Annotated in this window: 22 protein-coding genes; 13 read left to right on the top strand and 9 right to left on the bottom strand. The window is 67.3% G+C overall.

Annotated elements, in window-relative coordinates; translation table 11 throughout:
- Positions 1-18: 18 nt before the first annotated feature.
- Positions 19-1215, top strand: coding sequence for a divergent polysaccharide deacetylase family protein (locus tag ACP69V_RS01455; RefSeq protein ID WP_426024015.1), 1197 nt, complete (start codon positions 19-21; stop codon positions 1213-1215).
- Positions 1215-1691, top strand: coding sequence for an RNA pyrophosphohydrolase (locus tag ACP69V_RS01450; RefSeq protein ID WP_426022368.1), 477 nt, complete (start codon positions 1215-1217; stop codon positions 1689-1691). Before ACP69V_RS01455 ends, ACP69V_RS01450 begins: the two co-directional genes overlap by 1 nt.
- A 49-nt stretch (positions 1692-1740) precedes the next feature.
- Here ACP69V_RS01450 and ACP69V_RS01445 read toward each other — a convergent pair whose 3' ends face one another.
- On the bottom strand, positions 1741-2220 hold the full coding sequence (locus tag ACP69V_RS01445; protein ID WP_426022367.1) for an Hsp20 family protein: 480 nt from the start codon (positions 2218-2220) through the stop codon (positions 1741-1743).
- A 271-nt stretch (positions 2221-2491) separates the two neighbouring features.
- Between ACP69V_RS01445 and ACP69V_RS01440 the strand changes: the two genes are divergently transcribed.
- From ACP69V_RS01440 to ACP69V_RS01430, 3 genes are all read left to right on the top strand, one after another.
- Positions 2492-3298 carry a class I SAM-dependent methyltransferase gene (locus ACP69V_RS01440; protein ID WP_426022366.1) on the top strand — a complete coding sequence of 269 codons (807 nt, stop codon included), beginning with the start codon at positions 2492-2494 and terminating at the stop codon, positions 3296-3298.
- 113 nt (positions 3299-3411) lie between these two features.
- Positions 3412-4332, top strand: coding sequence for a methyltransferase (locus tag ACP69V_RS01435; RefSeq protein ID WP_346495666.1), 921 nt, complete (start codon positions 3412-3414; stop codon positions 4330-4332).
- Positions 4329-5381, top strand: a complete 1053-nt coding sequence (locus ACP69V_RS01430; protein ID WP_426022365.1) for an alpha/beta fold hydrolase — start codon at positions 4329-4331, stop codon at positions 5379-5381. The genes ACP69V_RS01435 and ACP69V_RS01430 overlap by 4 nt, the downstream gene beginning before the upstream one ends.
- Positions 5382-5402: 21 nt before the next feature.
- Here the strand turns inward: ACP69V_RS01430 and hisN are convergent, their stop codons facing one another.
- Together hisN and ACP69V_RS01420 are read right to left on the bottom strand one after the other, a co-directional pair.
- Entirely contained in the window at positions 5403-6188 is a 786-nt protein-coding gene (hisN, locus tag ACP69V_RS01425) for a histidinol-phosphatase (RefSeq protein ID WP_426022364.1), read from the bottom strand.
- Between the two features lie 47 nt (positions 6189-6235).
- A complete protein-coding gene (locus ACP69V_RS01420; RefSeq protein WP_426024014.1) occupies positions 6236-6622 on the bottom strand; it encodes a helix-turn-helix domain-containing protein in 387 nt (128 codons plus the stop codon).
- A 179-nt stretch (positions 6623-6801) separates the two neighbouring features.
- Here ACP69V_RS01420 and ACP69V_RS01415 point away from each other — a divergent pair, with 179 nt between their 5' ends.
- Positions 6802-7056, top strand: coding sequence for a GlsB/YeaQ/YmgE family stress response membrane protein (locus ACP69V_RS01415; protein WP_055754335.1), 255 nt, complete (start codon positions 6802-6804; stop codon positions 7054-7056).
- 142 nt (positions 7057-7198) lie between these two features.
- Here the strand turns inward: ACP69V_RS01415 and ACP69V_RS01410 are convergent, their stop codons facing one another.
- The gene (locus tag ACP69V_RS01410) at positions 7199-7696 is read right to left on the bottom strand and encodes a hypothetical protein (protein ID WP_426022363.1); all 498 of its coding nucleotides are present in this window, start codon (positions 7694-7696) and stop codon (positions 7199-7201) included.
- A 185-nt stretch (positions 7697-7881) separates the two neighbouring features.
- Here ACP69V_RS01410 and ACP69V_RS01405 point away from each other — a divergent pair, with 185 nt between their 5' ends.
- Entirely contained in the window at positions 7882-9507 is a 1626-nt protein-coding gene (locus ACP69V_RS01405) for a GNAT family N-acetyltransferase (protein ID WP_426022362.1), read from the top strand.
- Here the strand turns inward: ACP69V_RS01405 and hemW are convergent.
- Together hemW and rdgB are read right to left on the bottom strand one after the other, a co-directional pair.
- Positions 9504-10664, bottom strand: a complete 1161-nt coding sequence (hemW, locus tag ACP69V_RS01400) for a radical SAM family heme chaperone HemW (protein ID WP_426022361.1) — start codon at positions 10662-10664, stop codon at positions 9504-9506. The genes ACP69V_RS01405 and hemW overlap by 4 nt on opposite strands.
- Positions 10657-11259, bottom strand: coding sequence for an RdgB/HAM1 family non-canonical purine NTP pyrophosphatase (rdgB, locus tag ACP69V_RS01395; protein ID WP_426022360.1), 603 nt, complete (start codon positions 11257-11259; stop codon positions 10657-10659). The genes hemW and rdgB overlap by 8 nt, the downstream gene beginning before the upstream one ends.
- 453 nt (positions 11260-11712) lie before the next feature.
- Between rdgB and ACP69V_RS01390 the strand changes: the two genes are divergently transcribed.
- Genes ACP69V_RS01390 through ACP69V_RS01380 form a run of 3 tightly spaced genes read left to right on the top strand, consistent with a single transcriptional unit; the run spans position 11713 to position 13169 of the window.
- Positions 11713-12327: a DUF2975 domain-containing protein gene (locus tag ACP69V_RS01390; protein WP_426022359.1), complete on the top strand. Its 615-nt coding sequence runs from the start codon at positions 11713-11715 to the stop codon at positions 12325-12327.
- 24 nt (positions 12328-12351) lie between these two features.
- A complete protein-coding gene (locus tag ACP69V_RS01385) occupies positions 12352-12591 on the top strand; it encodes a helix-turn-helix domain-containing protein (protein WP_017504942.1) in 240 nt (79 codons plus the stop codon).
- Entirely contained in the window at positions 12588-13169 is a 582-nt protein-coding gene (locus ACP69V_RS01380) for a Smr/MutS family protein (protein ID WP_426022358.1), read from the top strand. The genes ACP69V_RS01385 and ACP69V_RS01380 overlap by 4 nt, the downstream gene beginning before the upstream one ends.
- A 66-nt stretch (positions 13170-13235) precedes the next feature.
- Here ACP69V_RS01380 and ACP69V_RS01375 read toward each other — a convergent pair whose 3' ends face one another.
- Positions 13236-13877, bottom strand: coding sequence for a TetR family transcriptional regulator (locus ACP69V_RS01375; RefSeq protein ID WP_426022357.1), 642 nt, complete (start codon positions 13875-13877; stop codon positions 13236-13238).
- A 193-nt stretch (positions 13878-14070) separates the two neighbouring features.
- On the bottom strand, positions 14071-15906 hold the full coding sequence (locus ACP69V_RS01370) for a cation:proton antiporter (protein ID WP_426022356.1): 1836 nt from the start codon (positions 15904-15906) through the stop codon (positions 14071-14073).
- Positions 15907-16062: 156 nt separating this feature from the next.
- On the opposite strand from ACP69V_RS01370, the gene ACP69V_RS01365 reads away from it, so the two are divergent.
- Positions 16063-18186, top strand: coding sequence for a M13 family metallopeptidase (locus ACP69V_RS01365; protein WP_426022355.1), 2124 nt, complete (start codon positions 16063-16065; stop codon positions 18184-18186).
- A 366-nt stretch (positions 18187-18552) separates the two neighbouring features.
- On the opposite strand, the gene hisS is transcribed toward ACP69V_RS01365, so the two are convergent.
- Positions 18553-20043 (bottom strand): histidine--tRNA ligase, encoded by a 1491-nt coding sequence (gene hisS / locus ACP69V_RS01360; RefSeq protein WP_426022354.1) that lies wholly within the window; start codon positions 20041-20043, stop codon positions 18553-18555.
- 165 nt (positions 20044-20208) lie between these two features.
- On the opposite strand from hisS, the gene ACP69V_RS01355 reads away from it, so the two are divergent.
- Positions 20209-20415 (top strand): hypothetical protein, encoded by a 207-nt coding sequence (locus ACP69V_RS01355; protein ID WP_426022353.1) that lies wholly within the window; start codon positions 20209-20211, stop codon positions 20413-20415.
- Positions 20415-20996, top strand: coding sequence for a ClpP family protease (locus ACP69V_RS01350; protein WP_426022352.1), 582 nt, complete (start codon positions 20415-20417; stop codon positions 20994-20996). Before ACP69V_RS01355 ends, ACP69V_RS01350 begins: the two co-directional genes overlap by 1 nt.
- Positions 20997-21009: the final 13 nt, after the last annotated feature.

The raw sequence follows: 21009 nt of genomic DNA, 5'->3' as shown, positions 1-21009 counted from the left end.
TCGGTTCCGCCCGTGCCCATGTTCGCCAAACGCCAATCCGCCCTCGCCGCCGCCGCCGGAGCCGCTCCGCGCGCAAAGGACGGCCCGAGCCTGACGCCCGTCATCAACGCCCTGAAGAAGCCGCCGGTCGTGGCGGGCCTGGCCGGGCTGTTCCTGCTGAGCACCAGCGCCCTGTTCCTGATGGTGCTGGGCGATCCCAAGGCCGGCACGCCGTCGGCCCATGTCGCGCTGGAGCGCGAAGCCCCGGTCCCGCAAGCTCCAACGGTCGCGCCCACCGGGTTCGAAGCCTTCTCCATGGGGGCGATGGGGCTTTATCAAAATCTCGCGGGCGGCGGCGATCCGGCGGCGGGCGGCGATGCGGTCATCACCCTGCCGGACGGCGGCAGCGTGTCGGGCCAGGGCGCGCCCATCAGCGCCCCGGTCCATGCGGCCTCGCCCCTGGCCAAGGCCCCCATCGCGGGCCTGTCTCAGCCCGGCTCTAATGGTCCCTTGCCGATGATCGCGCCTGACGGCCGCGTCCCGGCCCAGGCCTATGCCCGTCCGTTCCGCCCCAACGGCAAGCCGCGCGTGTCGCTGATCGTAGGCGGTCTCGGCCTGAATGCGGTGACGACCCGCGCGGCTATCGAACGCCTGCCGCCGGAAGTGACGCTCAGCTTCGTTCCCTATGCCGACAACCTGCAATCCTGGATCGACCAGGCGCGTGCGCAGGGCCACGAGGTCATGCTGGAAATGCCGATGGAGCCGACCGGCTATCCCGACAACGATCCCGGCCCCTATACGCTGCTGGCCGACGGCGGCGCGGATGACGTGGGCGCCAAGATGGACTGGCTGCTGGGCCGGGCCACCGGCTATTTCGGCGTGACCAACTATTTGGGCGACCGCTTCTCAAGCTCGGATGCGGGCATGAACGCCTTCCTGGGCATCCTGCGCCAGCGCGGAGTCGCCTTCCTGGACGACGGTTCGTTCCAGCGCCGGCCGGGCGCCTGGGCGCGGGCCAGCGCGGATCGCGTCATCGACCGGACCCAGTCGCCGGCCGCCATCATCGCCTCGCTGAACAGCCTGGAAGCCCAGGCCAAGCTGCGCGGCTCTGCCCTGGGAACCGGCTTCAGCTATCCTGTGACGGTCGAGGCCGCCGCCCGCTGGACCGCCGGTCTGGAACAGCGCGGCCTGCAACTGGCGCCCGCCTCGTCCATGTCGATGCGGCCGGGGCGCTAGTGTCCGATCTCCACGCCTATCGGCCCAATGTCGGGGTCGTGCTGTTCAACCGCGACGGCCTGGTCTGGTACGGCCAGCGCCACGCCACGCCCGGCCCGCATAACTGGCAGTTTCCGCAAGGGGGCGTCGATGCGGGTGAGGATCTGGAAGCGGCCGCCCGGCGCGAACTGCGCGAGGAGACGGGCGTGATATCTGTCCAGCTCCTGGCGCGGACGGACGATTGGATCCTGTACGACTTTCCGCCCGAGGCCATGAACAACGCCAAGGCCTGGCGCGGCTTCAAGGGTCAGAAGCAGCAGTGGTTCGCCTTCCGCTTCACCGGCGACGAGGCCGAGATCGATCTGGCGGCCGACGACGATGTCGAGTTCGACGCCTGGCGCTGGGGTCCGTTGTCGGACGCCTGCGACCTGATCGTGCCGTTCAAACGGCCTGCCTATGAACAGGTCGTCGCCGCCTTTTCGCATCTGGCGTCATAGAAAAAGGGCGGCGCGAACGCCGCCCTTTTATAGTTCGCCTTGAAACGGCTTAGGCCGCTTGGGCCTTCTTTTCAGCCTTGCCTTCGATCAACGGCTGGCCGGCGCCGATCTCGATGCGGCGGGGCTTCAGCGCCTCGGGCAGTTCGCGCTTCAGAGCGATCGACAGCAGGCCGTTGACCAGGTTCGCGTCGGTGACGACGACATAGTCGGCCAGTTGGAAGCGGCGCTCGAAATCGCGCTCGGCCAAGCCGCGGTGCAGATAGGTCTTCTGTGTCGCGGCATCGTCGTTGGCGGTCTTGCGGCCGGTCACGGTGAGAAGGTTTTCCTTCACCTCGATATTCAGCTCGTCAGGGCCGAAGCCGGCGACGGCGATCTCGATGCGATAGGCGTTCTCGCCCGTGGTCTCGATATTGTAGGGCGGATAGCCCGTGTCCTGGCCGGTCGTGCGCGAGGCGCTTTCCAGCAGATTGGCCAGACGGTCGAAGCCGACGGCCGAACGGTACAACGGGGTGAAATCATAGGTACGCATCAGCATCCTCCTGAGGATCAGCAAGGTTGAGCCGCCCGGCGGTTTGGCCCGGACGGTAGGGATGCAGTCCGACGACCCGAAACCGGCGTCGTCAGTCTGGAGAACCCGAAATCGGCGCTCTCGGGAGAAGAGATGGTGACCTGCAAAACCGCGTCAAGGGGCGCGACGTGACGAAACGGGTTGCGTCAAATTGGCCGGCGTCTCGTGAACGTCATTTGCTCGGGCGCCGCGTCTGCCTATGGAGAAGGACCTGAACCCGGAGCCCCTGATCATGCGCCCTGCCGTCTTTGGCCTCGCCGCCGTCTTGCTGTCCGTCGCCCCCGCCGTCGCCCAACAGTCGCCCCAGACCGAAGGGGCGTGGACGCCGCCGCGCTCGGCCCTGTCCAGCGCCCTGCCGACCTTCGCCGAGGACACGGCCTTGCAGGCCGCTGTCGCCGCCGAGACCCGGCCCGCCGCCGACCGCGCGCGCGACGTCTATCGCCACCCTTACGAATCCCTGACCTTCTGGGGCCTGACGCCGGGCATGACCGTGGTGGAGATCGAGCCGGGCGGCGCCAGCTGGTGGCGGCACATCCTGGAACCCTATGCGGCGGCGACCGGCGGTCGCTACGTGCCCGTCAACCGCCCGTTGGAGGACATGGGCGTGGCTGAAGGCAGCGCAGACTTCATCCTGGTGGCGCGCGCCTTCCACAACTGGTCGCGCAACGGCCGGACCCAGCCCTATCTCCAGGCCTTCTTCAAGGCGTTGAAGCCAGGCGGCGTTCTGGCCGTCGAACAGCACCGCAGCGCCGAGGGGCTGAACGTCGCCGATGTGGCCTCGACCGGCTATGTGCCTGAAAGCTATGTCATCCACGAGGCCCGCAACGCCGGCTTCGTGCTGGAGGCGCGCAGCGAGCTGAACGCCAACCCCAAGGACGATCACGACCATCCTTTCGGTGTCTGGACCCTGCCGCCGAACCGCCAGTCGGCGGCGCGCAACGATCCGTCGGGCCGCACACTGACGCCCGAGGAACGGGACGCCTTCGACGCCATCGGCGAGAGCGACCGGATGACCCTGCGGTTCCGCAAGCCGGAATAGGCTCTGAATGGGCTCGAACGGGCGTTGCGTTTTGACCGGCGCCGCGAACCTGATTAAGCCCGTTCCACCAAGGTTTGTCGGACGCGGGGCCCGATGTCCTGCGGGAGTGTTGTATGGCTGATTTTCCAGCGAGCGCGGGCGAGGTGTCGCGTCGGTTTCTGCTGAGCGGCGCGACCGGGCTAGCGCTGACCGGCGTCGCCGCCTGCGGGCGCAAGGAAGCGACCAAGGCGCCGGAAACTCCGGCTGCGCCCGCCGGCCCGTCGGAAGGGTCGCTGGAATGGGCGGTCGAGGGGCCGTGGCGATCCGCACCCGATCGGGCGCGAGACGCCTTCCGTCATCCGATGGAGACGCTGCGGTTCTTGGGCTTGCAACCGCGCATGACGGTGGTGGAGTTCTGGCCCGGCAGCGGCTGGTACACCGAGATTCTGGCGCCCTATCTTGCCAAGGGCGGCGGAACCTATGTGGCGGCCCTGTTCCCCGAAGGCCCCACTGACGATCTCGCCCAAGCGGCCCTGAACGCCGCCTTCCGCGCCCGCTTCTCCGGCGACAGGAAGCTATACGGCGAGCCGAAGTTTTCGATCTTCGGCGCGGGGTCCGGTCCGGTGACCGCTGCAGCGGGGACGGCGGAACTGTGTCTGTTCATGCGCACCCTGCACGGCTGGATGGCGGCGGGCATCGTCGAGAAGGCCTTCTCCGACGCCTTCGCCGCGCTGCGGCCCGGCGGCATATTGGGGATCGAGCAGCACCGGTTGTCGCCAGAAGAGGATCAGGATCCCGTCGCCGCCAACGGCTATGTCCAGGAGGCCTTCGTGCGCCAGCTGGCGGCCGAGGCGGGCTTCGTCTTCGTTGCGGCGTCGGAGATCAACGCCAACGAGGCCGACACGAAGGACCATCCGTTCGGCGTTGACACCCTGCCGCCCACGCGTCTGACGGCGCCGCGCGGCGAGCCGGCCGATCCCGCCTTCGACCGTTCGAAATACGAGGCGATCGGCGAGAGCGATCGCATGACCTTGAAGTTCAGGAAGCCCGAGTGAACCGCGCCCAAGCCTTCGCCGCCAACGCCCCCCTGATGGGGGTTCCCGGCGCCGCCTCGCCCCCCGGCGGCAAGGGCGACTGGTTCCGCGGCGCGGGCGGAATGCGCCTGCGCGCCGGCCTGTGGAAACCGTCGCACCTGAGCGCGGACAAGGTGCGCGGGACGGTGGTGCTCAGCCCCGGTCGCACCGAGCCGATCGAGAAATACTACGAGGTCATCGGCAACTTCCTGGCGCGCGGCTGGTGCGTGCTGAGCCATGACTGGCGAGGCCAGGGTCTGTCGGCGCGCCTGCTGCCCGACCGATTGAAGGGGCACGCCCGCGCGGTCGAGGAGTTTCTGGACGACTACAACCGCCTGCTGAACGCCTATGAGGACCAGTGCCCCAAGCCCTGGATCATGGTGGGGCATTCGATGGGCGCCTGCCTGAATCTGCTGACCCTCGAAAGCGGCGAGGATCGGTTCGCGGGCGCGGTCCTGTCCAGCCCCATGCTGCGCATCAAGACCGGCAAGCGGTCGATGTGGTCGGTCAAGCTGGTGGTGCGCTGGAACATCCGCCACGGCCAGGCGGGCGACTACATCCTGGGCGATCCAGACGATCCGTTCGACCATAACTTCGCCGAGGACGCCCTGACCTCGGACGAGAGCCGATACGAGATGTGGCGCCAGCAGCTGTATGCCTGCCCGCACCTGGCCATCGGCGGCCCGACCTATGGGTGGCTGGCCTTTGCGCTGGACGCCGGCGAGCGGGCGCTGAAGCCCAAGGCGCTGAAGGCGGTCAAGGCGCCGGTCGTCATCGTCCAGGCCGACGCCGACGACGTGGTGTGGAAACAGACGAACCGCTGGGCCGCCAAACGCATCCCGCGCGGCCGCTACGTCGAGGTGGCTGGGGCCAAGCACGAGGTCATCATGGAGGCCGACGACCTGCGCGCCGTCTTCCTGAACGAGTTCGACGCCATGGCCGACATGGTCGCCCCGACGGCGGATGCGGTCGTTGATCCGTCGGCCAGGACGGTGGATGTGACGGCGGAGACGCCGTCGCCTAATCTCTGAAAGGGCCGCGTTCGCTCGTCCTCAGATCGCCGCGCGTTTTAGCGTCACCAGGGCCTGGTCGATCAGGCGGGCGTCGCCGACGGCGAGGATCTGACCGTTGTCGTCCGGCGCCGCGCCGCGCCAGTTGACGACCTGACCGCCGGCGGCCTCGATGACGGGGACCAGGGCGGACCAGTCCCAGGGCTTGAGGCTGGTCTCGGCGACCAGGTCCATCTTGCCCGCCGCCACCATCGCATAGGCATAGGCGTCGCAGCCCAGGCGGGCCAGGCGCGCGGTCGCGCGGACCTGGGTCCAGGCGCCCAATTCGGCGCCGTTGAAGATGTCGGGGTCGGTAGTCGAGATGACGGCGTCGGTCAGTTTCTCGCAGGACCGCACGGCGAGCGGCATCTGGGTCTCGCCGCGCAGCAGCCGCGCGCCGGACGGACCGCCGATGAAGATTTCGTCCAGATAGGGCTGGGCGATCACGCCCACGGTCGGCTTGCCGCCCGTACGCAGGGCGATCAGGGTGGTCCACAGCGGCAGGCCCGAGATGAAGGCGCGGGTGCCGTCGATGGGGTCCAGCACCCAGACGTTTTCGGCGTCCGGCCTGTCTTGCCCATATTCCTCGCCGATGACGCCGTGGTCGGGATAGCGGGCGGCGATCAGGCGGCGGATGGCGGCCTCGGCCTGTTTGTCGGCCTCGGTGACCGGGTCGAAACCGGCGGCGCCGCCCTTGTCCTCATGCCCGATGTCCGAGCGGAAGAAGGGCAGGGTGACGCGCGCGGCTTCGCGCGCCAGTTCGATGGCGAAGGCTTCGTATTCGGTCATGAGGCTCCCTTACCGCGCTTTAGCCGGCTTGGGCGCCCCTGGTCGTCTCAGCTTGGGGCTACATCCGTGTGCAGGGACTTGGCTAGGTCCAGCAGGCGGCGGCGGGGCCGTTCGTCCAGCTGATAATAGGCCTGGATCAGGTCCAGGGTCTCCTTGCGCGAGAAGACTTCGCCGCCCTTGGGCGGGGCCGCGTCGTTCTCCAACGCCTCGGCGAGACCGTCGTAGAAATAGGCGACCGGCGTTTCCAGCGCCTCGGACAACTGCCACAGGCGGGCGGCCGAGATGCGGTTGGCGCCGCATTCGTATTTCTGGATCTGCTGGAAGCGGATGCCGACCTGGACGGCCAGCTGTTGCTGGGTCAGGCCCAACAGACGCCGGCGGCGACGCAGGCGGCGGCCCAGATGCAGGTCGATGTCGGCGGCCATGGCCGTGATCCTCGTCTCAACGTCTGTCCCGATGCGGGACGACACACGTCGATGGCGGCAATCGTCGTGCCGGATCGCGTCCGAGGCGAGTTCGGCGATATTGCGGCGAACGTGAAGAGACGACGCAACCGTATGGCCCGAGCTGCATTTACTGCTGCAGCTTGGCTTTTAAAGGAAGGAACCACAGCATGGGTTTGGGAATCATTGGTTGGCTCGTCATCGGCATCGTCGCCGGCTGGTTGGCTGAAAAGGTCATGGGTCGTAATCACGGCCTGCTGACGAATCTGATCGTCGGCGTCATCGGCGCTCTGCTCGGCGGCTTCATCTCCAACAACATCTTCGGCACGCCGGTCGGCGGCTTCAACTTCGTCACCCTGATCGTGGCGTTCCTTGGCGCCTGCCTGCTGCTGTTCCTGCTGGGACTGGTCAAGCGTCGCGCTTGATCCGGCAATAGGCTGAAGACGAAGAGGGCGGCTCGGAAGAGCCGCCCTTTTTGCTGCGCGATGTCGTTGATCGATTGCAGGCAAACGAAAGGGCGGTTGGGAAACCCGACCGCCCTTCGTCATTCAACCTTGAAAGGCTGTTTTACTGCGGCTCGGTCGGAGCCGGGGTCGCCGCATCCGGCGCGGATGTCGCCGGCTCGGTCATTGCCGGGTCGGTCGGTTCCGTAGTCGGCGCGGCCATCGGGTCCGAAGTCGGAGCCGGTGCAGGCGAAGCGGCCGGAGCAGGCGGTGCGCCGGCGATAGGAGCGGCGGCGTCGAACTCGGCCTTGGTGTAGGCCACGACCACGCCGGTTCCTTCCTGACGAATGCCGCTCAGCGGCACGGCGCGAAGCTGGCCATCGGCGCCGCGAACGGTGAGCTCTTGCTTGCCTTCGGCATTCGACTGAACGCCTTCCAGCTTGCCCAGTTCGCCGTCAGGACCTGCGACGCTCGATCCGGGATTGAGCGAGAGCGATTGCTGCGAGGACGCAGCGGCGGCAGGCGCAGCAGCAGGAGCGGGCGTAGTTTCTTGCGCCAGAGCCGGCGCGGCGGTCATGAAGGCGGCGGCAGCGCCAGCCAGAAGAGCGGTCTTGATGGTCATGGGAAAACGTCCCCGGTTACGCGGGCCCGACGCCCGCACCGCAATATACTCCCCACGTTACGGATTGTTTCATCTGCCTAGAAATGACCTTGGGAGCGCCCCGGTTGGACGAGACTTGGTCTATGTTCGGGCAATCACGATTCGAAAGACCACGCTTGTCCAGCCGTCCCAAGCACGCTTCAGGTTTGATCCGCCGTCTTCTGGGCCTGGCCTATGAACTGACGCCGCAGATCTTCGCCATCGTGGCGTTCGTGGCGGGGGCCTTGATGCTGGTAACGGCGGTGACGCCCGAGTTCGACGACCGGCTGCGTCGGCTGACCGGGGTCGTGTCTCCAATCCTGATCGATCTGTCCCACTTCGTCGCCAGCATCGCCGGCTTCCTGTTGCTGTTGTTGTCAGCGGGGCTGTGGCGGCGTCGGCGCGGCGCCTATTGGGCGGCCCTGCTGGTGCTGGCGACGGGGGCGGTGTTCTCCATCCTGAAGGGGCTGGATTGGCAGCAGGCGATCAATCTCGTGATGGTCGCGGCCCTGCTGGCGCCGTGCCGGTCGGCCTTCAATCGTCGGTCGAGATTGAGCGAGCCGCTGCGGCCCAGTTGGCTGCTGCTTCTGACGGCAGTCGTGGCGGCCATGCTGTGGCTGGGCTTCTTCGCCTATCGCGACGTGGCCTATAGTGACGAGCTGTGGTGGCGTTTCCTCAGCGACCGTCAGGCGTCGGGCTTCCTGCGGGCGGGGCTGGTGCTTGCGATCCTGACGCTGGTCGTGGCGGGGCGCTCCTTGTTGAGTTCACCGGGCGCACACAATCACGGCCCGGCCGGCGCCGCCGACATCGAACGCGCGACGGCGGCGCTCAAGGCGGCGGACTCGGCGCCCCCCGAGGCCTGGCTGGCCATGCTGGGCGACAAGGCCCTGATGTTCAGTCCATCATTGGCGAGCTTTCTGGCCTATCGCGTGCGCGGGCGGCGCTGGATCGCCATGGGCGAACCGGCGGGCCTGAAGAGCGAGCGGCGCGAACTGCTGTGGTCGTTCGCCGAGATGGCCGACAGCTATGGCGGCGCCGCAGTCTTCTATTCCGTCAGCGAAGAGGTGCTGGGCGATCTGGCGACGATGGGGCTGGCAGTGCGCAAGGTCGGGGAGACGGCGGTGATTGAGGCCGAAAAATTCTCCATCGAGGGCAAGGGCAAGCAGAACCTGCGCACGGCCGTCAATCGCGCCGAACGCGAAGGGTCGTCGTTCGAGGTGCTGCCGCCCGGCTCGGCCGGACCCATCGCCCACGAGCTGCGTGAGATTTCGGACGCCTGGCTGGCCATGCACGAGGGGTCCGAAAAATCTTTCTCCATGGGTCGGTTCGACGCCGCCTATCTGGATCTGACCCCGCTGGCCGTGGTGCGAGAGGGCGGGCGGATCGTGGCGTTCGCCAATCTTCTGACCTCGCCGGACGAGGCGGCGGTGGACCTTATGCGCCACAGGCCTGACGCGCCGCACGGGGTGATGGATTATCTGTTCATCCGCTGCGCCCAGTGGGCCAAGGCGGAGGGCCTGGCCAGTTTCGACCTGGGGATGGCGCCGCTGGCGGGCCTGGAGGATCGCCGGATCGCCCCGGTGTTCGCGCGTGTCGGCGCCCTGGTGTTCGAGGAAGGCGGGGCGCTTTATGGCTTCCAGGGCTTGCGCAGTTACAAGGGCAAGTTCGGGCCGGACTGGCGTTCGCGCTTCATCGCCGCCCCCGTGTCCACGCCCCTGCCGCTGGCGCTGCTGGACGTGGCGCTTCTGACCAGCGGCGGATGGCTGGGGATGCTGGGTCTGAGGAAGGGTTAGGTCAGCAGCGCCTTCAGAACCCCGTCCAGCACCGGACGGCCGCGTGCGGTGGCGATCAGCCGGCCGTCTTGCAGCATCAGGAAGCCGTCGGCGATCAGGTCGGCGACCGGCGCGCGCACGGGCGACATGGCCAGAGCCGAGAGCAGGGATGCAGGCACGCCCTCGGTGGTGCGAAGGGCCAGCAGGAACCGCTCCTCGGCCGCATCGGCGGGGCTCTGGGCGTCACGGTCGGACCAGGGCGTGCCGGCCGAGACCCCCACGACATAGTCGGCAATGCGGCGATGGGCGACGGTCGCGGTCCTGACGCCATCCAGGGTCAGCCGTCCGTGGGCGCCGGGGCCGAGGCCCAGATAGTCGCCGCCGCGCCAGACATGCAGATTGTGCGACGACCGGGCGGCCGGGCCGCGCGCATGGTTGGACACCTCATACGCGTCGAAGCCGGCGGCCGAGAGCACGGCCTGGGTGGTTTCATAAAGAGAGGCGGCGCGGTCCTCGTCCGGCGGCGTCAGGGTGCCCCGCGCAAAGGCCCGACCGAAGGCGGTCGTGGGCTCTATGGTCAGCTGATACGGCGAGACATGCTCGAACCCCAGCGCCAGGGCCGTGGTCAGTTCGGCGGCCCAGTCGCCGGGCGTCTGGTCCGGGCGGGCGTAGATCAGGTCGATGGACAGGCGGTCGAAGGCGCGGCGGGCCAGATCGACCGCGCGCAGGGCCTCGGCCGCCGAATGGTCGCGACCCAGAAAGCGCAGGGCGACGTCGTCCAGCGCCTGAACCCCCATCGACAGGCGATTGATCCCGGCGTCGGCCAGGGCGGCGAACCGGCCGGCCTCGGCGTCGGTGGGATTGGCCTCCAGCGTGATCTCGATGTCGCCGGCGGGTGGGAACAGGTCGCGCGCCGCCGCCACGATACGAGCGACGGCCTCGGGCGCCATCAGCGACGGCGTGCCCCCGCCGAAGAAGATCGACGCCAGCCGTCGCGGGCCGGTCAGAACCCTCTGCGCGTGCAGATCGGCCAGGATCGCCTCGACCAGCCCCGCCTGCTCATCGCTACGCCCCCGGTCGCGCACGACGTTGAAATCGCAATAGGGGCAGATGCGCGCGCAATAGGGCCAGTGGACGTAGAGCCCGATGTCGGTCCCTGGATCGCGGGGATCAGTCAATCAGGGCGGCCTTCAGCTTGGCGAAGGCGCGGGTGCGGTGGCTGATGGCGTCCTTGGCCGCCGGCTCCATCTCGCCGAAGGTCAGGTCGCCGCCGTCGGGAATGAAGAGAGGGTCGTAGCCGAAGCCCCGGTCGCCGCGCTGCGGGAAGGTCAGCTGGCCGTGGATCTCGCCCTCGACCACCACGCAGGGGCCATCGGGCCAGGCGACGGCCAGGGCCGAGGTGAACCAGGCGGTCCGGTCGGTCGCGCCGATCTCTTCCAGCCGTTCCTCGACCTTCTTCATGGCGACGGCGAAATCCTTGCCCGGTCCGGCCCAGCGCGCGGAAAAGATGCCCGGCGCCCCGTCCAGGGCCGCGACCGACAGGCCGGAATCGTCGGCCAGCGAAACCTCGCCCGACAGCTGGGCCGCATGGCGGGCTTTCAGCATGGCGTTGCCGGCGAAAGTGGTCTCGGTCTCGTCCGGCTCGGGCAGATTCAACTGGCCTGCGGTGACGATCTCGTAATTTCCGTCCAGCAAGGCCGAGATTTCCGGGACCTTGCCGGGGTTATGAGTCGCGACCACGAGCCGCATCCCCTTGATAAGCTTAAGATTCATCGACGATCACGCCCCTGAAACAGTCTATTGCCAAAGTTTAATATCGTTAAACGATATGTAACGTGCCTTTTCCGTCCGCACGGCGTATCTATTGATCGTCAGGAACGAGGTCGCAACGTTCATGGCTTCCGCAAAAACGGAAACGATCATGCGATTAACAAATGCAAAGGGCGATAATCGCCCAAACAGGAAAGACGGAGAAACACCATGCACACGATGAACGTCTCGATGTGGCTCGACAAGGTCGGCGCTGCTTTTGTCAGCACCGTTCTGATCGCCGCCCTGCCGACCGCCCTGGTCGTCATTCTGTTCCAAGGCTTCTGATCTAGCCTTTTTCGATCAAGAGAGCTTTGACGACCTGTATGAAGACCGCGATGTATAGAGCCGCGCGCGGGTTCGCCGGACCCCGCGTGGCCATCGCCCCGCCTTCCCCGGCCTGAGATCAGAGAGACCATGCGCCTGCCGACGCCGCCAAATCCGCTGAAGCGAGGCGAGGCAAGCGCCCTGAAGGGGCTGAGCGCCCTGCGTGTTCCGCTTAAAGCAATGGGGCCGGGTTCGGTCTCCAGCGTGCTGAAGGTGGTGCTGGACGTCGCCTATATCCTGCTCTGGCTGATCACCGGCCTGCTGCTGCTGCTGGCAGCCACGGCGATCTTCATTCCCCTGGACAATGTGAACATCACCGTCAGCGGGGATTCCGGCGGCAAGCAACTGCCGTTGACGCGCACCCTGCTGCTGTTCGGTCTGGGCGCCGTGACGGCCTATTTCGGCGGCTTCATGCTGATCCTGCGCAGTCTGCGCCGCATCATTCGCACCCTGACCATGGGCGATCCGTTCCAGCCGGACAATGTGCGCCGTCTGCGCCAGATCGGTCTGACGCTCGCGGTCGTGACCGGCGGCGTCTGGGTGGCGCAAGGCTTCGTCGCCAAGCGGCTGGCGCCCGGCGTCATGGACCCGCAAGGGTTCGGCGAACTGCTGACCCCGATCTTTTCCGTGCTCATCGTCTTCGTGCTGGCGGAGGTGTTCCGCGAGGGTGCGCGCCTGCGCCGCGAATCCGAACTGACGATCTGAGCCGTTTCGAATAGGATTTTCCGCATGGCCATCCGCGTCCAGCTCGACCGCGTCCTCGTGGAACGCCGCATGTCGCTGACCGAACTCGCCGACCGGGTCGGGGTGACGGTGGCGAACCTGTCGATCCTGAAGACGGGCAAGGCGCGTGCAGTCCGGTTCTCGACCCTGGACGCCCTGTGCCGCGAACTGGACTGCCAGCCCGGCGATCTTCTGGCGCACGAGCCAGGTCCGGGCGACACCATCGAGGACGACGGCGAGGCATGAGGCGAAAGGGTCCGAGCCGTGACGACAACGGACTGACGCCCGAAGACCGTCGTATCTGGACCCGCGTCGCCGGATCGGTGTCGGCGCCGAAAACGCGCAAGGCCGCCCGCGTCACCCCCGGCGCCGAGACCCCGCCCGAGATCGTCGTCACGCCGATGGAGCGCCCGCGTCCGCTAGCCAAGTCGTCGCCGAAACGCGTCGCCGCCGCGCCCCCGGTCGAAAAACGCCCTTCGCCCCCACGCTCCAAGCCTGCGCCCGAGGATCTGGAGCCGCGTCGCAAGCAGCGGCTGTCGCGCGAACGCGACCCCATCGAGGCGCGCATCGACCTGCACGGCTTCGGCCGGTTCGAGGCCGAGGATCAGCTTCGCGGCTTTTTGACCTCGTGCCAGGCGCGCGGGATGCGGGCGGTGCTGGTCATCACCGGCCAGGGCCGGATGGGCGGCGGCGTCATCCGCTCGGCCTTCGCGGAGTGGATGTCGTCGCCCGCGCTGCGTGGCGTGGTGTCGGGCTTCACCATCGCCCACCAGCGGCACGGCGGAAACGGCGCCTTCTACGTCACCCTGAAAAGGCGTCTCTGACGGCAAAGAAAAAGGCCGAACCCGCGCTGGCGGACCCGGCCTTTTCGAAAGCGGCTTCTCTTCGACTTACTTGGCGGTGATGGCGCCGGCCAGGATCACGTCGATCTGCTTGCCCATATGGTCCGACAGGGCCTGCGCATCCCATTCGTCATAGGCCGCGCGGCGATAGTTCGACAGATAGGCGTCCCAGATCAGCTCGACCAAAAGGCGGATGTCTGCGTCCTTGGACAGTTCGCCCTTGGCGACGGCGTCCTGAAGGATTCCGCCGATGGCGAGCAGCAGGTTCTTGGTCGCGGCGCGCGCGCGCATCTCGGCGGCCAGCGGCTGGAACCACGACCGGGCGACGATGGCCTGGAACAGGGGCAGTTGGTCCAGCGACGAGTGGTAGCCGGCGCTGAGGGCGGTCACCAGGCGCTGGCGGACGGGCTCGCCCTTGGGGGCGGCGGCCTCGACCACTTCGGCGAGACGGGTCATGTCCTCGGTCAGAACAGCCTCGAACAGTTCGGCCTTGTCCTGGAAGTTGGCGAAAACGGCGCCGGTGGACATGCCTGCGCCCTTGGCGATGTCGCGGATGGTGGCGGGTTCGTAGCCGCGCTCGGCGAAGAGCGAGCGGGCGGCGTCGAGAACCTTTTGCCGCGTGCGGATCTTGGCGGCTTGGCGGCGGTTCAGGCGGGGCTCGACGGCGAGGGAGGCGACGGTGTCTGTCATAAAATCAGGCTTTTACTCTACTTTAAGTCGCGGATGAGGGGGAGCATCCGCCATCGACTTCAGGTGAATATCTCGGTCCAGAGGCGGGACAGATGGGCGCTGCTGCTCCGAAGATGCAGGAATTCAGAAGCCGCGCTTGCATCACGGAACCATGACGAAAATGGGTCCGCTGCTCGACTGTAGGTATGAGTCCCTAGTCTTGGTTGGGGTCAACTCGGGCGGGGCGGACGGTCTGGCGCAGCGCCCGGCTGGGGCGATTGCGCCGCTCGATCGGGGTCGCCGCCTGGAAAGCCTTGCGGAACTGGTCGCGTCGCTCGTGGATGGAGGCCAGCACCAGACCCATAGGCACGCCCAGATCGACCAGGGTGTTTTCGGCCAGCTGCAGGCTGGCCTCGGTCGTCTCCGGCACGGCGTCGGTGACGCCCAAACCATACAGTCGCATGGCATGCTGGTCGTCGCGGGCGCGGGCGATCAGGATCAGGTCTTCACGCATGGACCGCGCGGCCGTGACCACCTCGTCCACCTTGGTCGGCGCGTCCATGGTCACGATCAGGGCGCGGGTGGAGTGCACGCCGCAGTGCTGGAGCATCTCGCGGCGGCCGGCGTCGCCATAGAAGACGTCGAAGCCGTCGCGCCGGCCGGCCGAGACGATGCCGGGATCGGTGTCCAGGGCGATGAAGGCCTGGTCGTGCTCCTTCAGCATCTCGCCGATCAGCCGCCCGACGCGGCCGAAGCCGACGATGATCACGGCCCCGTCCATCGCCTCTGGCGGAAGGTCGGGCAGGCGTTCGCCATCCGGCGCCGTCTTACGCGCCAGCCGCTGACCCAGCAGGGCTAGCAGGGGGATGGAGAAGATGCTGACCGTCGCCGACAGGGCCACGGTATTGGTCAGTTGCGGCGGGGCTAGGCCTTCCACCAGTCCGGTGGCGAAGACGACGAAGGCGAACTCGCCCGCCGGGGCCAGGACCAGGGCCGTCTCCAGCGCGGGACGCGCGCCCAGGCCCCAGAACCGCGCAAGGCTGAAGATGACGCCCGTCTTCACGACCGTCAGCGCCAGGGCCAGACCGAAGACGCCGACGGGATCGGCGGCGATGGCGTCTAGGTCCAGCCCCAGACCGACGCCGACGAAGAAGACGCCCAGCAACAGGCCCTTGAACGGTTCGATGGAGACCTCGACCTCGCGCCGGAACTCGGTCTCGGCCAGCAGGACCCCGGCCAGCAGGGCGCCGATGCTCATCGACAGGCCGCTGGCCTGGGCGGCGAGGCCGGCGCCGACCACCACCAGTAGGGAGGCGGCGACGAACAGTTCGCCGCCCTGATCGACCTTGCGGGCCTTGGCCACCGACCGGAACATCGGCCGCAGCACGACGCGGCCCAGCAGGACCATCAGCCCCAGGCCGATGGCGGCGGGCACCAGGGTGAACAGGGCTCGCCCCAGGACGGCGGTGTCCAGCGCGCCGCCCTGCTGGGCCAGGGCCGCCAGGACGGTGACGGTGATCAGGATGGGGGCGACCGACAGATCCTGGGCCAGCAGGATGGCGAAGGTGGAGCGGCCGACCGTCCCCTTCAGCCGGCCGCGCTCGGCCAGGACCGGCATGACCACGGCGGTCGAGGACAGGGCCAGGCCCATGCCCAGCACCACGGCGCTGGCCAGCGTCTGGCCCATCAGCAGGAAACCGCAGGCCAGAACGGCGGTGCAGACCACGACCTGCATCAGGCCCAGGCCGAACACCAGCCGGCGCATGGCGCGCAGCCGCTCCCACGACAGCTCCAGCCCGATCATGAACAGAAGAAAGGCGACGCCCAGTTCCGACAGTTGCGCCAACTGCCCCGGATCGCCGATGGTCAACCACGACAGCCAGGGCACGCTCTGCGCGAACCGGCCCAGGCCGTCCGGTCCCAGCAGCACCCCCGCCGCCAGGAAACCCAGGATGGGACTGATCTTGAGCCGGTTGACCAGGGGCACGATGACGCCGGCGGCGGCCAGAAAGACCACCAGATCCTTATAGTCCCCGCCCTGACCGTGCATCCGCCCTCCTTGTGTCCACCTATGTGACCTTGTTCCCCCGGCCGTGGCGAGAGGTCGCACGGCTTTCATGAACTTTTTTTAAGGCGACACCTCACCGCGCGGGTCTAGGGTCCGGCCCGATCCGTCCGTTTCAGGGGCGTCTTCCAGGAATCCGTGATGAAAAGACTGCTTATCGGCGCTGCTGTCGGCGCCCTTCTTCTGCCCGCCAGCGCGGCCTTCGCGCAGGACGTCGGCCACGACCACGCCTGCATCGACGAGACCTGCTCGATCGTTTCGCTGTTCTCGGGCGAAGAGACGGCGGCGGGCTGGAAAGGCGTCGAGGCGCCCCGCTACGGGACCTGGGGCTTCGACATGGCCGGCCGCGACACGTCGGTAAAGCCGGGCGACGACTTCTTCCAGTACGCCAACGGCACGGCTCTGGAAAAAGTGGTGATCCCGTCGGATCGCACCAGCTACGGCTCGTTCGCCCTGCTGCGCGAACTGTCGGACAACCGCATGAAGGAACTGGTTCTGGGCCTGGCGAACCGCACCGACCTGGCGCCCGGTTCGGACGAGGCCAAGGTCGCCGACGCCTATCGCGCCTACATCGACGAGGCGCGCATCGAGCAGCTGGACGCCCAGCCGCTGCAACCCTATCTGGCCGCGATCCGCGCCGCCGACACCCATGACAAGATGGCCGTCTACATGGGCCAGACGGTCGGCCGCTTCGGTTCGTCCTTCTTCGGCACCGGCATCACCATCGATTCCAAACAACCGACCCGCTACGTCGTTTCGACGGGCCAATCGGGCATCGGTCTGCCGAACCGCGACTACTATCTGGACGCCCGTTTCGCCGACAAGAAGGTCCTGTACGAGGCCTATGTCGCGCGCATGCTGGGCATGATCGGCTGGGCCAACCCGACCGAGACCGCCGCCCAGATCGTGGCTCTGGAAAGCAAGATCGCCGAGGCCCACTGGTCGCCGGCCGAGAACCGCAACCGCGACAAGACCTACAACGAATTCACCATCGCCAAGCTGGCCGAGGACGCGCCGGGCTTCGCCTGGCAGGCCTATTACGACGCCGCCGAACTGGGCGGCGTGCCGCGCCTGATCGTGCGTCAGGACACGGCCATGCCAAAGATCGCGGCCATCTACGCCGAGACCCCGGTTGAGCTGTTGCAGGCCTGGGAAGCCTTCCACACCGCCGACGACATGGCGCCGATGATGTCCAAGCGCTTCTCGGACGCCCAGTGGGAATTCCGCTCGCGCGACCTGTCGGGCCAGCCCGAGCAGCGCACCCGCGAAAAGCGCGCCATCTCCTTTGCTGAAGGTTCGCTGGGCGAGGCCGCGGGCCGGCTCTATGTCGCCCAGTATTTCCCCGCCGAATCCAAGGCCAAGATGGAAGAACTGGTCGCCAACCTGCGCACCGCCCTGTCGCACCGGATCGAGAACCTGACGTGGATGGGGACCGAGACCAAGGCGGCGGCGCAGGAGAAGCTGCGCAAGTTCACGGTCAAGATCGGCTATCCCGACAAGTGGCGCGACTACTCCGGCCTGGAGGTCCGCCCCGACGACCTGGTCGGCAACGCCGAACGCAAGGGTCTGTTCGAATGGAACTATGACCTGGCCCGCCTGAACGAACCGGTCGACAAGTCGGAGTGGGGCATGACCCCGCAGACGGTGAACGCCTATTACAACTCGGCCAACAACGAGATCGTCTTCCCGGCGGCGATCCTGCAGCCGCCCTTCTTCGATCCGAACGGCGATGCGGCGGTCAACTATGGCGGCATCGGCGGCGTCATCGGCCACGAGATCGGCCACGGCTTCGACGATCAGGGCTCCAAGTCCGACGGCGACGGCGTGCTGCGCAACTGGTGGACGCCCCAGGACAAGGCCAATTTCGAGGCCCTGACCGCGCGTCTGGGCGCGCAATATGCGACCTATGAGCCGATCGCGGGCTATCACATCAATCCAGGCCTGACGATGGGCGAGAACATCGGCGATGCCTCGGGCGTGGCGGTGGGCCTAGAGGCCTATCACCTGTCACTGAACGGCCAGCCGGCGCCGGTTCTGGACGGGGCGACGGGCGACCAGCGCTTCTTCTACGGCTGGGCCCAGGTCTGGCAGTCGAAGTATCGTGACGAAGCCCTGAAGCAGCAGGTCGCCACCGACCCGCACTCGGCGGCCCAGTTCCGGGTCATCGGCCCGGTGCGCAACATGGACGCCTGGTACGACGCCTTCGACGTCCAGCCGGGCACGAAATACTATCTGACGCCAGAGGAACGCGTCCGCCTCTGGTAAGGTGACGCTTCTTCGATAAACGGAAAAGGCCGGGGTCCGCCCCGGCCTTTTTCATGTCGATAATCGCCTGCCGAAACCTCGACATCGCATCGACAATTTATCGAGTTTTTTCGGAGGTGTGCCGGGTTTCGGGCACGAAAAAGCCCGCTGCGGGGGATACATCGCAGCGGGCTTTCGCGCTCTTTGCAGAGCGGACGTTTCCTCCCCGAAACGCCTTCAAGTGCTGCGCGCTTGAGCAACGCTTGCCCTTGAGTGAGTTCATTTGACGCATCGGCCCCGTCCGCGTCAACGGCGGGTTTCGCCCGAGTCGAACTTTCTTCGACTTATCGCTGATAACCCATCTTTGAGGCTCCTTATTATCGAAGCTTATTCGATAATAGATTTGATGGCGGTGACCAGGCCCTCGCGAGGGATTTTCATCTGGCCCGGACGTTCAGCCTTCCAGGCGTCGTTGTCGGTGATGGCGGCGGCGGCGGCGCGGCCGGCGTCCAGATCCTTGATGGTGACCTCGCCGGCGGCGATCTCGTCCCCACCCAGGATGACGACGGCAGGGGCGCCGCGCCGGTCGGCGTATTTCATCTGGGCCTTCATGCCCGCGCGACCCAGATAGAGTTCGGCGGAGACGCCCGCGGCGCGCAGTTCGGCGACGGCGGTCAGATAATGGGCCATGTCGTCCTCGGAGAAGACGATGACCACCACGGGGCCGCGCACGGCGTCCTCGGCGCCGCGTCCGGCCGCGCGCAGGGCCGAGGCCAGGCGCGAGACGCCGAAGGAGAAGCCGGTGGCGGGGGTGCTCTGGCCGGTGAAACGGGCGACCAGGTCGTCATAGCGGCCGCCGCCGCCGATGGAGCCGAAACGGACGGGGCGACCCTTGTCGTCTACGGTGTCCAGCAGCAGTTCGGCCTCGAACACGGCGCCGGTGTAATATTCCAGGCCGCGCACGATGGTGGGGTCGAACTTCACCGCCTCCTGACCGACCTTCATGGCGCCAAGCGCCCGGTCGATGGCTGCCAGTTCGTTCAGCGCCGCCTCGCCCGCCGCGCCCAGGTCGCCGGAGCGGGCGACGGCGTCCAGGGTCTGCGCCCGCGTCAGGCCTGGCGTATTGGCCGAGGCCAGGAAGGCCTCGATGGCCGCCGTGACCTTGGTCGGCAGGCTGGCGCCCTTGGTGTAGTCGCCGGACTCGTCCAGGCGGCCTTCGCCCAGCAGCTGGACCACGCCCTCCCAGCCAAGACGGTCGAACTTGTCGATGGCGCGCAGGGCCGTCAGCCGCTGACCGGCCTCGGTCACCCCGCCGGCGTCGAACAGGCCGTCGAACAGCTTGCGGTTCGAGACGCGGATCTGGGCTTGGCCGGCGTCCAGGCCGGCGCTGCGCAGACCCTCGCAGGCCATGGCGATGATCTCGGCGTCGGCCTCGGGCCGGTCGGAGCCGACGGTGTCGGCGTCGCACTGCCAGAACTCGCGGAAGCGACCGGGGCCGGGCTTCTCGTTGCGCCAGACCGGCCCATAGGCGTAGCGCCGGAACGGCTTGGGCAGAGTCTCCCACGTCTGGGCCGCAAACCTGGCCAGGGGCGCGGTGTGGTCGTAACGCAGGGCCATCCACTCGCCCGGCTCGTCCGACCCTGCGTCGTCCTGAAGCGCGAACACGCCTTCGTTGGGGCGGTCGGCGTCGGGCAGGAATTTGCCCAGCGCGTCGGCGTATTCGAAGGCCGGCGTCTCCAGCGGCTCGAAGCCCCAGCGCTCATAGACTTCGGACACGCGCGCGACGATGCGGCGTTCGGCGGTCAGGTCGCGGCCGCGCTTGTCGGCGAAACCGCGCGGGTTGCGGGCAATGGGGCGGATCGGCGTGTCGATGGTCATGGCGCGCGCTTAAGCCAAGGGGCGGGTCACCGCAAATTGCATGGGCCGTTGACGCCATATGCGCTGTGCGGTCCAATGTCGGTCAGCGGACACAGGCGTTTGTTAACGCGAAGAGAAATCGCATTGGGGCGGAACTTGGGCGCAGGCTTGCCGTTGTTGAGCGCCATGACGCCACACGCCCTTCTCGTACCTCGCACCTGCAATACGTCGGACCGACGCACGATCCGCTGGTGGGAGTGCGAACTGGTCGATACCGACGGGTCTCGGCGTATCCGTCATCAGGCCTTCTTTTCCATCGGCGAGGCGAAATCCTGGGCCTCGGCGCAGGGCTATCCGGTCAGCGAGGACGCCGCGTCGTCGCCCGACGCCTGATGTCGCGTTCCGCGCCGACGGGCGTCCTGACCGCCGAAGCCTTCGACACGCCGCGCATCCTTCTGGCCGGCGCCGTAGATTATGCAATGTACGACCGGTTTCGTGATCAGTTGGCGGCCGCCCCCAAGACCGGGCTGACTGTGATCGAGCTGTCGACCCTGGGCGGCGATCCCGAGGTGGCGCGGATGATGGGCGAGGACGTCCGGTTCCAGAGCGACATCAATCCGTCGCGACGGCTGGTCTTCCTTGGCAAGGCGGCGATCTATTCGGCCGGGGCCACCTTCATGAGCTTCTTCGCCACCCCGAACCGTTATCTGACGCGGGGCGCGCGGGTGATGATCCATGAGCGCAAGATGGACCAGCAGCTGCACGTCATCGGGCCGCTGACCACCTGCATCGCCTCGGTCCGGGCGATGCTGAACGAGCTCGAACACTCCATCACCATCCAGAACGAGGGGTTCGAGAATCTGGTGCGGGGATCCTCCGTCACCATGGAGGAGGTGCTGAAACGCGCGCCTGCCAACTGGTATATCGAGGCCCAGGAGGCCAAGGCGCTGGGCCTGATCGCGGAAGTGATCTGACCCGGCGGCCGGA

Source organism: Brevundimonas sp. PWP3-1b1, from assembly GCF_049896065.1.
Lineage (GTDB): Bacteria > Pseudomonadota > Alphaproteobacteria > Caulobacterales > Caulobacteraceae > Brevundimonas > Brevundimonas intermedia_B.
The sequence above is the reverse complement of the archived record's forward strand: the minus strand, read 5'-3'. Positions and strand labels throughout refer to the sequence as shown.